At 29.8% G+C, this 15,794-nt stretch carries 10 protein-coding genes; 8 read left to right on the top strand and 2 right to left on the bottom strand.

Annotated elements, in window-relative coordinates:
- Window positions 1-15 precede the first annotated feature (15 nt).
- The 5 genes from glgA to glgD are packed head-to-tail and all read left to right on the top strand — an operon-like array spanning window position 16 to window position 8,118.
- A complete protein-coding gene (gene glgA / locus CKL_RS17020) occupies window positions 16-1,443 on the top strand; it encodes a glycogen synthase GlgA (protein WP_012103819.1) in 1,428 nt (475 codons plus the stop codon).
- Window positions 1,444-1,477: 34 nt separating this feature from the next.
- On the top strand, window positions 1,478-3,916 hold the full coding sequence (locus tag CKL_RS17015; RefSeq protein WP_012103818.1) for a glycogen/starch/alpha-glucan phosphorylase: 2,439 nt from the start codon (window positions 1,478-1,480) through the stop codon (window positions 3,914-3,916).
- 57 nt (window positions 3,917-3,973) lie between these two features.
- The gene (locus tag CKL_RS17010) at window positions 3,974-5,764 is read left to right on the top strand and encodes a glycoside hydrolase family 13 protein (protein WP_012103817.1); all 1,791 of its coding nucleotides are present in this window, start codon (window positions 3,974-3,976) and stop codon (window positions 5,762-5,764) included.
- A gap of 40 nt (window positions 5,765-5,804) precedes the next feature.
- Entirely contained in the window at window positions 5,805-6,956 is a 1,152-nt protein-coding gene (locus CKL_RS17005) for a glucose-1-phosphate adenylyltransferase (RefSeq protein ID WP_012103816.1), read from the top strand.
- 49 nt (window positions 6,957-7,005) lie between these two features.
- Window positions 7,006-8,118, top strand: coding sequence for a glucose-1-phosphate adenylyltransferase subunit GlgD (glgD, locus tag CKL_RS17000; RefSeq protein ID WP_012103815.1), 1,113 nt, complete (start codon window positions 7,006-7,008; stop codon window positions 8,116-8,118).
- Window positions 8,119-8,232: 114 nt separating this feature from the next.
- On the opposite strand, the gene CKL_RS16995 is transcribed toward glgD, so the two are convergent.
- Entirely contained in the window at window positions 8,233-8,838 is a 606-nt protein-coding gene (locus CKL_RS16995) for a MerR family transcriptional regulator (RefSeq protein WP_012103814.1), read from the bottom strand.
- 482 nt (window positions 8,839-9,320) lie between these two features.
- On the opposite strand from CKL_RS16995, the gene CKL_RS16990 reads away from it, so the two are divergent.
- Both CKL_RS16990 and CKL_RS16985 read left to right on the top strand, forming a co-directional pair.
- Window positions 9,321-10,670, top strand: a complete 1,350-nt coding sequence (locus CKL_RS16990; RefSeq protein WP_012103813.1) for a glucose-6-phosphate isomerase — start codon at window positions 9,321-9,323, stop codon at window positions 10,668-10,670.
- 337 nt (window positions 10,671-11,007) lie between these two features.
- On the top strand, window positions 11,008-11,466 hold the full coding sequence (locus tag CKL_RS16985) for a YaiI/YqxD family protein (RefSeq protein WP_012103812.1): 459 nt from the start codon (window positions 11,008-11,010) through the stop codon (window positions 11,464-11,466).
- A gap of 7 nt (window positions 11,467-11,473) precedes the next feature.
- Here CKL_RS16985 and pulA read toward each other — a convergent pair whose 3' ends face one another.
- Window positions 11,474-13,588, bottom strand: a complete 2,115-nt coding sequence (pulA, locus tag CKL_RS16980; protein WP_012103811.1) for a type I pullulanase — start codon at window positions 13,586-13,588, stop codon at window positions 11,474-11,476.
- A gap of 137 nt (window positions 13,589-13,725) precedes the next feature.
- Between pulA and CKL_RS16975 the strand changes: the two genes are divergently transcribed.
- Window positions 13,726-15,732, top strand: a complete 2,007-nt coding sequence (locus CKL_RS16975) for a triple tyrosine motif-containing protein (protein WP_012103810.1) — start codon at window positions 13,726-13,728, stop codon at window positions 15,730-15,732.
- The last annotated feature ends 62 nt before the right edge of the window (window positions 15,733-15,794 follow it).

Below are 15,794 nucleotides of genomic sequence, written 5' to 3'. Positions count from 1 at the left end.
TAAGGAGGAATTTATATGAAAGTGCTATTTGCTGCTTCTGAATCACATCCCTTTGTTAAAACAGGAGGACTTGCAGATGTAATAGGCACACTCCCCCGATATTTAAAAAAAATAGGGGTTGATGTAAGAGTAGTTATACCAAAATACAGTGCAATAAAATCCCATTTAGCAAGTGAATTCAATTTTATTAAGTATTTTTATGTACCCGTAGGTTGGAGGAATAAATACTGTGGAATATTTCAATGTGAATATATGGGGGTGATTTATTACCTGATAGACAATGAATATTATTTTTTCAGGGATGAATTATATGGTTATTATGACGATGGTGAAAGATTTGCCTTTTTCGATAGAGCTGTGCTTGACATGTTATGGCAAATTAACTATAAGCCAGACATAATACATTGTAATGATTGGCATACGGGAATGATTCCTGTACTATATAAAATTCAATATAAACAGAGCAGTTTCTATAGAGGAGTTAAATTTGTATTCAGTATACATAATCTTCTCTTTCAAGGAAACTTTGATAAAAATATTTTAGGGGAATTATTTAATCTTGACGGGAGTCTGTATGAAAATGGAAGTGTAGAATTAAACGGAGCTGTAAGTTTTATGAAGAGCGGTATAAATTATAGTGATAAGATATCTACAGTAAGTCGTTCCTACGCTTTTGAAATACAGAGTCCAGAATATGGAGAAAATCTTGATGGTCTTCTGAGAAGTAGAAGCAGTGATCTTTGGGGAATAGTAAATGGAATAGATTATGATATTTATAACCCTGAAAAAGATAATATGATATTTAGAAACTATAATAAAAATAATTTAAGAAATAAAATGATAAATAAATTAAAAATTCAAAATGATCTTAATCTGGATATAAATGAAAATGTACCTGTTTTGGCTATAATATCAAGATTTACACCTCAAAAAGGAATGGACATTATAAAAACTATAGGAGAAAGGCTTGTGTCAAAACATGTTCAGCTTATAGTGCTTGGAACAGGATATAATGAATATGAGGAATATTTTAGGTATCTTAGTTCAAAGTATCCAAGAAATGTATCCACAAATATATATTTTGATGATGTATTGGCACATAAAATTTATGCTGCATCAGATATGTTTTTAATGCCCTCTCTATTTGAACCTTGTGGGTTAGGCCAATTAATAGCCCTTAGATATGGGACTATTCCTATAGTTAGGGAAACAGGAGGTCTTAAAGATACAATCATTCCTTATAACAAATATACAGGGGAAGGTAATGGATTTAGTTTTGCAAATTTTGATGGGGATGATCTTTTACGTATTATAAATGATGCAGTAGATTATTTCGAGGAAAAGGATATATGGAATAATATAGTAACTCATGCTATGGAGAGTAATAATAGCTGGGATAATTCTGCAAAGCCTTATAAATCATTGTATGAAAGTTTGTTATAAATATCTGTAAATTAGTTTAGCTAGGGGGAATTCTATGCTGCATATAAATAAGGAAACTTTTAAAAAGGACTATAGAGAAAAGTTTATAGCTATCCATGGCAAGGATATTGAGGAGGGAACTGATTATAACAAATATGAGGCTCTGGGAAGTCTTGTAAGAGATTATGTAGCTAAAATGTGGATAGATACCAATAAAAAATATAACCAAAATGGCAAAAAGCAAGTGTATTATTTTTCTATGGAGTTTTTACTTGGAAGACTCCTTGGAAATACTCTATTAAATTTAGGAATAAGGAACATATGTAAAGAGGCCTTAGATGGAATGGGAATAAATTTAAATAAATTGGAAGAGCTTGAAGAGGATCAGGGACTTGGAAATGGAGGACTTGGAAGACTGGCTGCTTGTTTTTTAGATTCTATGGCATCCTTAAGTATACCAGGACATGGGTGTGGAATAAGATATAAATATGGTTTTTTCAACCAGAAGATTATAAATGATTCTCAGGTGGAGGTACCGGATAATTGGCTTAAGAATGGTAATGTATGGGAGATAAAAAAATCCGACAAGGCAAGAGTAGTCAAATTTGGAGGAGAAGTAAAAGTAGATTATATATATGGATATTTAAGGTTTAATCATATAAACTATGAGGAGGTCTTGGCAGTACCTTACGATATACCAATAGTAGGATATAAAAACAATGTAGTAAATACATTGAGATTGTGGAGTGCAGAGCCTTTGTCCAATGAGTTTGATTTTTCATTATTTAATAGGGGAGATTTTAGAAAGGCCATGGAATATAAGGATTCTGTGGAGGCTATATCCAAAATATTATATCCTGATGATAGTTTTTATGAAGGCAAACTTTTAAGATTGAAACAGCAGTACTTTTTTGTATCTGCGGGTATTCAAAGTATTATATATCATTTTAAAAGTTCACAAGTCAATATAAATGAATTAGATGAAAAAATAGCAATACACATAAATGATACCCACCCAACTCTGGCTATACCAGAACTTATGAGAATATTTATAGATGAGGAAGACATTGGCTGGGATAACGCATGGAGAATGACTAATAATATTATATCATATACCAATCATACTATAATGGCAGAGGCACTTGAGAGGTGGCCTGTAGATATGTTTAAAACTTTACTGCCCCGGATATTTATGATAGTAGAGGAAATAGATAAAAGATTTTGTGAAGAACTACAAAATAAATACTACAATCAGTGGGATAAAATAAAAAGAATGTCCATAATAAATGATGGCTATATAAATATGGCCCATCTTGCTATAGTGGGAAGTCACAGTGTAAATGGTGTGGCAAAGCTCCATACTGAAATACTCAAGAAGCAGAATATGGCAGATTTCTATTATTATTATCCAAATAGATTCAACAATAAAACCAATGGTATAAGTCATAGAAGGTGGCTTATAAGTTCAAATCCTAAATTAGCACTTCTTTTAAAAAGCACAATAGGAGATAGCTTTATAGCTCACCCTACAGACATGATAAATTTTGAAAAGTTTGCAGAAGATAAGAATGTACAAGCTCAGCTTGAAAAAATAAAGTTTGAAAATAAAAGGAAATTAGCAGATCTTATATATAGAACTAATGGAATAGAAGTAGATATAAACTCTATGTTTGATGTCCAAATAAAAAGAATTCACGCCTATAAAAGACAGACCTTGAATTGTCTTAGAATAATGGATTTATATGATGAACTTGTGGAAAATCCAAGTTTAGATATAATACCAAGGACATTTATATTTGCAGGTAAGTCGGCACCTGGATATTATATGGCAAAGGATATGATTACATTAATAAATGTATTGGCTGATAAAATAAATAGAGATGATAGAGTAAATAAAAAAATTAAAGTTGTATTTATGGAAAATTACAGGGTGTCTCTTGCAGAAGCTATAATACCCGCAGCGGATTTAAGTGAACAAATTTCCACCACAACCAAGGAAGCTTCGGGGACTAGCAATATGAAGTTTATGATGAATGGAGCAGTTACAATAGCTACTTTAGATGGCGCCAATGTGGAAATAAGAGATGAGGTTGGAAATGATAATATAGTGATATTTGGGATTACAGAAAATGAAGTATTGAATTATTATAAAAATGGTGGATATAATTCGCAGCAGATTATATCTGGTGATACAAGATTAAAGAGAGTTATTGATTCTCTAATAGATGGCACATATTCTAAAGACAAAAATAGATTTAAGAGTATATACGATAATTTAGTTACTTATAATGACGAATTTTTTGTAATAAAAGATTTTTATTCTTATTTGGAAGCGCAGAAAAAAGTAGATGAATTGTATAAGGATAAGTCAAAATGGCAAAAAATGTGTGCCATAAATATAGCCCATTCTGGAATATTTTCCAGTGACAGAACTATAAAAGAATATGCTACAGGTATATGGGGTTCTAAATGCCTATATAAGAATTTAGAATAAAGGTACTTTGAATAAAGGAGTTTAGAAAAGTAAAGTCTGGGTGAAAAGGGGTAAAGCATGAATTTTCATATAAAACATGATTCAAGAGATATTTATTATAGAAATCCGTTTGGTGCAGTGCCCAAAGGGAAAAAAGTATATATTTGTGCAGTTACGGATAGATTTTTGGAAATATATTTAAATATCATCTATTTTGATTATACGGAAAAAATAGTAAAGATGAGTGTTAGAATTGAAAATTATAATAAATATGTGTATTACCATTATATATATTTAGATAAAGATTATGTGGGACTTATCAATTATTTTTTTAGAATAAAAACTGAGGATGGAGGGTATGTTCACTACGGAAACAATTCTGACGGGTTAGGTGGACAAGGACAGATATATAACAGCATGCCTATACCTTATCAGATAACTGTATATGAGCCTTTAAAGGTGCCAAAATGGTTCAAGCAAGGTATGATATACCAAATATTTGTGGATAGATTTAAAAATGGCAATAGCAATGGAGAAATAACTAATCCCAAACATAATAGTTTTATATACGGAAATTGGCAGGATGAACCCATGTATATAAGGGATAACCAGGGTAAAGTAATAAGATGGGACTTTTTTGGAGGGAATTTAAAAGGGGTAATTGAAAAACTCTGTTATATAAAGAGTTTAGGGATTAGTGCAATATATCTTAATCCTATATTTAAATCTATAAGTAATCATAAATATGATACGGGGGATTACAAATCTATAGACAGCATGTATGGGGATGAAAAAATATTTAAAAAATTATGTGAAGAGGCAGATAAATTAGATATAAAAATTATTTTAGATGGAGTATTTAACCATACTGGAGATGATAGTGTTTATTTTAATAAGTATGGAAATTATGATTCGGAAGGTGCATATCAATCCAAAGATTCTCCATATTATAACTGGTATACATTTATAGAACATCCAGATAAATATGACAGTTGGTGGGGGATAGACAGTATGCCTTCTATAAATGAAATGAATCCCGATTATGTGAATTTTATTATAGAGGGAAAAAATTCAGTATTGGAAAAGTGGATGAAACTTGGTGCATACGGCTGGAGACTTGATGTAGCAGACGAGCTTCCTGATGATTTTATAGAAAAAATACGAAATAAAATAAAGAGTATTAATAATGAATCTATACTTATAGGTGAGGTTTGGGAAGATGCATCAAATAAAATTAGTTACTCAAATAGAAGAAGATATGTTTTAGGCAGAGAACTCGATTCTGTAACTAATTATCCTTTTAGAAATGCTGTAATAGAATTTTTAACAGAGGATATAGATTCATATACATTTGAAAGAAAAATTTTAAGTCTATATGAGAATTATCCACCGGAAATATTTTTCTCTAATTTAAATATACTTGGAACTCATGATACTGAAAGAATTCTCACTGTATTAGACAAAAAAGGAGAAAATAAAATACAATTTTTAAAAATGGCTGTTACAATTCAAATGACTATGCCTGGGGTTCCGCTTATATACTATGGCGATGAAGCAGGAGTCTTAGGAGGAAAAGACCCTTTAAACAGAAAGACCTACCCCTGGGGAAACGAAAATAAAGTGATACTGGATTTTTATAGACATATCACAGCACTTAGAAATAGATATGATTCATTAAAAAAAGGAGGCATAGAATTTTATCATATAGATAAAGATGTATTGTGTTATAAGAGAACAATTAATAAGGAGAATATTTTAATTGTAATAAATAGAAGTGAGCATAAATCTTTTCACATAATAGCTGATGAAATAGACCAAGAGATATCAGCATTAGAAATAAAAATTTTATCCAACCAGATAGAGTTATAGAGTACAAAATTACTTTTAATTAAGAATGGAGAATGATGTTATGGATAGAAAAGAAATGATATCAATGATACTCGCAGGGGGACAAGGGTCAAGGCTTGGTATATTGACTAAAAAATTAGCAAAGCCTGCAGTGCCATTCGGAGGAAAATACAGAATAATAGATTTTGTTTTAAGTAATTGTTCTAATTCAGGAATTTATACAGTAGGGGTATTAACACAGTATAAACCATTAGAATTAAATTCTCATATAGGGATAGGCACCCCCTGGGATTTAGATAGAAGAGACGGAGGAGTATATGTATTGCCCCCTTATCAGGAAGAAAGTGGTGGTAATTGGTATAAAGGAACAGCAGATGCTATATATCAGAATATATCTTTTGTGGATAATTATAATCCAGAATATGTTATTATCCTCTCAGGAGATCATATTTATAAAATGAACTATGCTAATATGCTTAAATTCCATAAAGAAAAAAAAGCTGATGTAACCATTGCAGTTATTGAAGTCCCCATAGAAGAAACTTATAGATTTGGAATAGTAAATACCAAATCTGATATGGAAATATATGAATTCCAGGAGAAACCAATGAAAGCTAAAAGTACAAAGGCGTCCATGGGTGTTTATATATTTAAATGGACATTACTAAAAAGATTTTTAAAAGCGGATCAAAGTGATAAAAATTCTTCTAATGATTTTGGAAAAAACATTATACCTAATATGCTAAATAGCGGAATAAAAATGTATGCTTATCCTTTTAGGGGATACTGGAAGGATGTAGGTACCATACAAAGTCTATGGGAAGCAAATATGGATCTTTTAAAAGAGGATAATGAACTTAATTTAGGAGATCTAAACTGGAGAATATATTCCGTAAACCATGTGGAACCAGCACAGTACATTGGACCAAAGGCTAATATTAAATCATCCATTGCAGTGAATGGATGTGAAATATATGGAGAGGTAAAAAATTCTATCATATCTTCAGGAAGTATCATAGGGAAAAATTCAAAAATAATAGATTCAGTTATAATGCCATACAGTAAAATAGGAGATAATGTAATAATTAATAAAGCATTGGTAGGCAGCAATGTAGTTGTCAGAAAGAACAGCATTATAGGTGATGGAAGAGAAATTACAGTGATAGGATCAAATAAAGATATAAAAGCAGAATCCTTACTTGTAAGTTCATAGATATCTTTTACTTAAAATTTAAAAAATATTTATTGGGTGGGTAGATATTATGAATGAAAATTTTATGGGTATTATAAATTTAGATGAAAATGACGATAATATAAAAGAACTTTCCAAGAATAGAACTTTAGCAGCCATACCTATTGCAGGTAGATACAGAATCATTGATTTTATATTGTCTAATATGACTAACAGTGGAATAGAAAATATAGGAATATTTACAAAAATGGAATCAAGATCTTTAATAGATCATTTAAGTAATGGTCGTCCCTGGGATTTAAATAGAAAAATAAAAGGGCTTAGGGTATTTAATTATACGGAGAAAAATTTAAATTTAGATGATGTACAAAATTTTTCTAAAAATATACTTTATTTTAAAAGAAGTAGAGAAGAATACGTAGTTATGGCGTCTTCTTATATGATTTGTAATATTGATTTAAAAGAAGCCATGGAGTTTCATATAAAATCTAAAAATGATATTACAATAATATATAAAAAAGTTGAAGATGCAGATTCAAGATTTATCCACTGTGACACATTAAATATAAACCATGAAGGAAGAGTTATAAGTGTAGGAAGGAATATAGGAATAAATGAGAAAGCTAATATAAGTATGGAAATATATATGCTTAAAAAGAAAATGTTTATGAATATAGTTAATGAATGCATATCAACAGGAAATTATAGAAAGGTAAAACATAACATATATAAATGCCTAAAATATCTGAATGTAGGAGTATTTGAATTCAAGGGATATTTAAGTTGTGTAAATTCTATTAAATCATATTACAGGACAAGCATGGAACTTTTAGATCATAAGATAATGGGTGAACTATTTTCAAAGTATAAACCTATATATACTAAAACAAATGATGACATGCCATGCAGGTATTTTCAGTCCAGTAACGTTATTAATTCTATAATAGGAGATGGGTGTTCTATATATGGAACTATAGAAAACAGCATAATATTCAGAAGAGTAACTATATCAAAAGGTTCAATCCTTAAAAACTGTATAGTTCTTCAAAATTGTATAGTAGATAACAATGTAAAATTAGAATATACAATTTTAGATAAAAATGTTCATATAAAAACAGATAAAGAATTAAAAGGAGATAAGGATGCACCAATTGTAATGCAAAATTACGAAAGGATATATTAAGTCTGCCTATGGGTTCTATAACTTTGGCAAATTGGATTAAAAATCAAAAAACAGTATAGTTTTAAAGCCTGTACTGTTTTTTGACTCTAATATATCTTCTTGGAGGGGATATTATTATTTATTTTTGTTGGATATTTTAAATAAATTATTATACCATTTATTCTTATGCTTTCTCCGTTCTATTCTGCTCAGGTATTGATTTTGATTATCTTCGATACTTTTAATTAAATTTTTGGTTTCTGTCATAGAGCTGATTAAAGAGTTATTACTACTTAATACCTTATTTATACGTCCAGTTATCTCTTTACCATTAATTTTAATATCGTTTCTTATATTGGTACTATGTTCCTGTATAGTAGTATCAATAGAATCTTTAATAGTATTTTCTATTTCAGGTTTAATTAAAGTATATATTGTTTCTGCTATGAATTCTAATTCCTTTTTACTTCCCAGAGAATCGTTATATGAAAAGTAATCTATAATTTGTTGAGGTTTATAATGTTTTTGTTTTGATAAATATTGAATCATCTTTAACTTGTTGATATCATCTCCAGTAAAATCTCCCTTTCTACCGGAAATATTGCTTCTATTTAGGATAGTTCTAAAAGTTGAACAGTAATTCTTGATTGTTTGAGTATTGGTATTTAACATTTTGGCAACTTCTCTAATTTTATAGGTAACATTTTTAAAATCACTTATGTTAATTGCATTATTTTCCATAGTTAGCACCTCCTTGAAATATTATACAATTAATTGGAAAAAATATCAATATAATTTATAATATATAAGTAGTCATAATCACATAAATTTCACATAAATTTTTGATATTTGGACAACAAATAAGTCATATAATTGTGGATAATATATATTTTTAGCTTATAGAAGTTATTACTGTTAAATTGATATGGGCAGTAATAATGAATAAAATTAATAGGAAAATGTGAAGAATAAAATGAATATATAAATAATATAACTAAAATATCAATGAAGTGATTTTTTAAATTTGTTTAATAGATGATATTTATCCGAAGGCTAGATTAATTTATTGGGGAGATCACATCAGCGCTTGTCACTTATTTTAAAAAGCTTAGGATTTTAGAAATGTAAACTTGGCATAAAAATTGTTAGACTTCTTATATGGAATGTAATGGAAATTAATGTAATTTTAATATAAATAAAGTGTTGGAGGTGCAAGTAAAGTCATGTTAGAAAAAGGTATAAGTTTGGATTTAAGTAAAGTTTATTCTTATGTGAGCAAAAGTGATATGGATAGTCTGCAGCCTTTTGTATCTAGTGCCCACCATATGTTAGAAAATGGAACAGGTAAAGGGGATAATTTCCTGGGATGGGTTAACCTACCGGCGAGTTATGACAAAGAAGAATTTAATAGGATAAAAATAGCGGCTAGAAAGATTAGGAATACTTCAGATGTATTTATAGTTATAGGTATAGGAGGGTCTTATTTAGGGGCTAGGGCTGCTATTGAAATGTTTTCAAATACATTCAATAATATACTGCCTAAAGATAAAAGAAAAGCTCCTATAATACTTTATGCAGGAAATAATATGAGTGCGGCTTATATGAAGGACTTGCTCCAGGCTGTAGAAGGTATGGATATATCTTTGAATGTTATTTCCAAATCAGGAACCACTACGGAACCTGCTGTTGCATTTAGATTGTTAAAAGGTTTGCTAGAAAAAAAATATGGAAAAGAAGAAGCAGGACATAGGATATATGTTACTACAGACAAGAAAAGAGGGGCTTTGAAGGCCTTGGCAGATATAGAGGGATATGAAACCTATGTTATCCCAGATAATATAGGAGGAAGGTATTCTGTGTTAACTGCGGTAGGATTACTTCCAATGGCAGTGGCGGGAATTAATATAGAAGATGTTATGAAGGGGGCAGCGGATGCTAGAGAAGCTTATAGTAGTGAAGATTTAGATAAAAATGCTGCTTATAGATATGCATCAGTTAGAAATATACTGTTTAAAAGAAGAAAAACTACTGAAATGATGGTGAATTTCGAGCCATGTCTTCATTATTTTGGAGAATGGTGGAAACAACTTTTTGGAGAAAGTGAAGGAAAAGAAAATAAAGGTATATTTCCTGCCTGCGGAGATTTTTCAACAGATTTGCACTCTATGGGACAGTATATACAACAGGGACTTAGAATATTATTTGAAACTTTTATAAATGTAGAAAAGTCTCCAAAGGATATAATTATAGGAGAGGATAAGGATAATTTAGATGGATTAAATTTCATTGCAGATAAATCAATAAGTTTTGTAAACCATCAGATTTTAAGGGGAACAGTGCTGGCCCACAGTGATGGGAAGGTTCCTGTAATGATTTTAAATGTACCTGAGTTAACACCCTATTACTTTGGACATATGGTATATTTCTTTGAAAAAGCTTGTGCAATGAGTGGATATTTAATGGGAATAAATCCTTTTGATCAACCTGGAGTTGAAGCCTATAAAAATAATATGTTTGCACTACTTAAAAACCCTGAGTATGATATGAGTTTAAAATTAAAGCAAAAAATATAAAATTTGCCCAAATATAGTTTGGATATAATACAGTAAAACTCTATGATAGCATGTCTATTGTGGAGTTTTATTTTATCCTAAGTCTAAAATTATCTAATAATACCATATTATTTAAAGTATGAGATAAGCATTTTTCATAGGTGAACTCCATCCGAACCTCTCAATTACTCCATAAGCTGTTCACTAAAAACTGACAGATGATAATTTTATTATAGTAGTGTATAATTTAAATAGAATATTTACAAAAGATTACAAGTAAGAAGATTAATTAATGAGTGGAGGAATAAATAAGTAAAATTTTAATATTTAACATGAGATTTTACATTATGGGATTAAAATGAGAATATTAATAGATGGGGATGCTTGTCCAGGAAAATATATAATAGAGAATATAGCAAGAGAAAATGACATAGAAGTTATAATATATTGTGATACAAATCATATCTTAAAAAGTAATTATAGTACTGTAGTTACTGTTGACAGTGGTTTTCAGAGTGTGGATATGGTTATTGTAAACAAAGTTAGAAGTGGAGATATAGTGGTGAGTCAGGATTATGGTGTTGCTGCTATGGTATTAGGGAAAAAAGCCTATGCTATAAATCCTAAAGGTTATATATATCATGAGGGTAACATGGATAAACTTCTATTTGAAAGGTATATATCTTCAAAAGTTAGGAGAACAGGGGGAAGGACTTCAAATCCCAAAAAGAGGACAAAGGAAGATGATAAGAGACTTAGAGAGAATTTATTTCAGTTAATTTTAAATGGTAAAGTATACAAAGGAGAGGATTGGTAGTATTTTGTTAATCCTCTTCTGTGTACAATATATAGGAAGATAGACTTTGTAATATGAACGGTTTTTTTAAAATAATATTTTCAATTTTAATGTTGTTACTGTCTAACGCCACTTTCCATTTCATGTTAGGAATGTCTATATGTCTGTCTTTTCTTCCTACATTTACTGCTATAAGAGCATGTTTCCAGTTGTCTCTGCCAGTATAATCTTTTATTGTGAAAGCAAGAATGTCTTCTGGTATATTTTCTATAAAAATTAAATTATTTAGTAAGGTGTCTCTGGAATAAAGTCTAAATAGAGAGTGAGACTTTCTTATATGAATTAATTTTTTGTAGTGATTAAACACATCCATAAACTCATACTTTTTATTCCATTCAATGCAATTTATATAATCTGGACTGTTGAAGCTGTTATGTTCTCCTTGTTTGCTTCTGCAAAATTCTTCTCCAGAGTATATAAAGGGGATACCAGGACAAGTTAAAATTATAGTTGAACATAATTTTACCATTTTCTTTTTTTCTTCTATGGTTTCATGGGTACAGCTCAAACTTATTCTATCCCATAAAGTATGGTTGTCATGACAGCTTGAGTAATTTACAGATTGTTCAGGAGAAATATATTGTGACATTATACATTCTCTCAATATCTTACCTTTAGAGGCATCTCCCATTATAAAACCTCTGTCCTTCAAATCAAATACATTACCTTTTAAGCAGTCTCTTATTCTATCGTTGAAGAAGGCTATGTTGTCTAAAGATTTTGCATTATTAAAAGTAGACTTATTTTGCTCTGCAAGGGAGGTATTTAGGGTCCAACCTTCACCATAGATCATTACAGATCTATTTATCTTATGAAGTTTATTTTCTATTAATTTCATGGTATCTATGTCTATAAGTCCCATAAGATCAAATCTGAATCCATCTATATGATATTCCCTGGCCCAAAATGTTACAGAGTCTGTTATGAATTTTCTTACCATTAAATGCTCAGAAGCCAGATCATTTCCGCATCCACTCCCAGAGCAAGGTATCTTTTTCTGTGAAAATCTAAAATAGTAGTCAGGGAATATATTTTGGAAATTATCTGCCCAACCATGATATACATGATTATAAACTACATCCATATTTATTCCTATATTGTTTTTATGAAGGCAGTAAATCATTTTTTTAAGTTCTATTATTCTGCACAGAGGCTGGTAGGCATCTGAAGCATAGCTCCCTTCAGGAACATTGTAATTTTGGGGATCATATCCCCAATTATAATCTTTATCACTGTATCTTTCATCCACACTTTCATAACTAAAATCGAATATAGGCATTAACTGAAGGTGGGTAATACCAAGTTCCAGTATATGATCTAAACAGGTACTAAGGCCCTGTGGAGATTTTGTGTTTTTTTCTGTCAAGGATAAAAATTTTTTACTGTTTGAAACTCCGCTGCTGGCATGGGAAGATAAATCTCTTAGGCTGACTTCATATATTATGGAATCAGTATATTTTTTAACATCAATATAAGTATCATCATGCCACATAGGGGGATCTGTTCCTTTTAAATCTAATACAACTCCTATTAAGCCATTTATATTTACTGAGACAGCATAAGGGTCCACTACTATATTTGAATTATTATATAGGGTTACATGATAGTTATAGTAGGTTTCATGCAAATCTCCTTTTATGGAAGTATACCAAAGTCCTCTATATTCTTTCATATCTATCATATATTTAATATTGAAGCTGTCAGGAGAAATTTTTTCATATATTGCAAGCTTTACAGAAGAGGCTGGAGGCGACCAGAGTTTAAAGGTAGTCTTTTCTTTGGTATATATGGCACCTAAGGAGGTATTGTGAAAAAATTTTTTATTGAATTCTTCTGTGGAATACAAAGGATAGTACCATACTTTATAAAGTACATTCTCATATTCTATGAAACAATAGTATTTTATATTTAGCTCTCTGCTTAAATTCAAAATTATAGTATTGTCAACTATGGAATAACTAATTACAGATATTTTTTCTCTGCCATTTTCTACATTTAACTTATAGGATTTAAATTGAGATATTTCATCTGATATTAAAGTTACTTTGTTAAAAGAGTCAGTGTAAACATTTATTATTTTCATATATATTCACCTACTTATTAGTATAGTAAAATATAATATAAATATACAAAAAATACTATTACAAAATATGGTATTATAGTATAATATATTTTAAGGAATATAGTATTTATAAGATTTTTACATGGGGGATGATGTAAATGAATGAACTGGCTATGAGCTGTGATGTGAAAAGTCCACAGGAAAAGAAGACAAAAATTATTATAAATATAAATAATAATTTAAAAGAAAAACTTTTATATAAGTATATGGTAGGATATAATGGGATATGGAACACTATAAAAGATTTTACGGAGAAAGAAGAAATTGAGTGGGCTCCAATGCAGGATGGAAAGTATGTATTGATGGTACAAGCTAAGAAACCAGATAGCAGTAAAAGTTTTGATTATGTATCTAGAATGGATTATGTAATAGGAAAAGTGGAAGAAAAATTGATAAGTAATATTTATATAGATAAAGATAAATTGGTATTAGGTGATAAATTAACCATAACAGTAGATACTATTAAATTCCCACTTATGTTTAGATATTGGATAAAAATAGATAATCAATGGGAAATGATAAAAGACTATTCAGTAGATAACATGCTTTCCTGGGTAGTGAAAACTGAAGGAAAAGGTGAGATATTAGTAGAGTGTAAAAATATTGATTCAAAGAACGATTTTGATGATTTTAAAAATGTAGGGTTTCAGGTGATACCGTTGAAAGAAGTAAAAATAACAGATTTTAAATGTTTAACTTCAGAACTTTTAGAAAATTCCGAGTTGGTTTTTCAAGTGAATTCTGAGCATGATAAGGATAGAACTATTCTTTATAAATTTTTTAAAGTTAATTCTAATAGAGAAGTAGAATGTGTACAGAACTATTCTACTCAGAAAATAGTTAGTTATGTTGAAGCTAAAAGCGGAGATTATAAGCTTTTATGTATGGCTAAGGATATGTATTCTATTAATAAATTTGACGATAGAGCAGTGTTGAATTTTAGTGTAAAAAAATATAGCCAAATTTATATAAAAAATTTTACCACAGATATTAACTATCCTCAGTTATGTGGAACAAAAGTTACTTTGATGGCGGATACCATAGGGGGAAGGGAGCTTTTGTATAGATATATAATTCAGGGAAGCTATAGTAGAGAGGATTCAGGGTATACTATTTGTAATAGCTATGTATGGGAGAGTAAAATGGCGGGAAATTATACCATAACTTTGATGGTTAAAGATAAATCTTTTTCAGGAGATTATGAAGCCATAGAACATTTAGATTATATTATAGATGAGAAAAGTAGGGAACCTGTTAAGATCCAGAGTGTTATATTAGATAAAAATAAGGGTATACTAAAAAATCAAAATATCAACGTAAAAGTAAATGCTTCAGGAGGAGTGGAACTAAGATATTCTTTTATTATAAAAAGGAATGGGACAGAAATAAAAACAATGAAATATAATAAAAACAGTTTTATGAGATTTATTCCAGAAGAGAATGGGAATTATGAATTAGAAGTTAGGGTAAGGGATAAATATTCTGATAGAGAATACGATTGTCATTCCATAGTAAAAATAGATGTATTTGACTATATGCCGGCAGTTATTGATTACATACTTTACCCTGTGAGAGAGTATCATCTAGTAGGTGAAAGAGTTGTTATAAACTGTATAACTCAAGATACTAAAAATGTCATTATGAAATATATATTGAGTATAAATAACCGTAAAGTGGAAGAAACAGAGTTTGTTACAGGGAAATCCTATGCTTTTGTACCTAAATATAGTGGCATTTATAAGGTGGAGATTTTAGCAAGAAATATTAAAAGCAGTAAAAAATTTGATTGTAAGAGGGAAGTAGCTATTGAAATCAACGAAGCATTACCTGTGACAAATACCAGAATCACCTGTGATAATGCAAATTTCTTTTGCAATGAACCAGTTATTTTTACTGTTCATAGTGAAGGGGGAAAAGATGTAGTATATGAGTTCTATATAATGGAAAAGGGAGATTGGAATTTAGTTCAAGGCTATAGTAAAAAAAATTATTATACTTTTATCCCTTTCCATAAAGATGAATATAAAGTGTTGGTTTTGTGTAAAAGTCAGTATAATAAAGACTTCTATGAAGATTATAATATATTTTTATTTAAGGCACAGTAAAGTTAACTTGCTCAAGTATAGATATTTCTGTACGATAAAAGTCATAGTGTATTTTTGGGTAG

The organism is Clostridium kluyveri DSM 555 (assembly GCF_000016505.1).
GTDB lineage: Bacteria > Bacillota > Clostridia > Clostridiales > Clostridiaceae > Clostridium_B > Clostridium_B kluyveri.
This window is presented reverse-complemented; position numbering and strand designations above follow the sequence as displayed.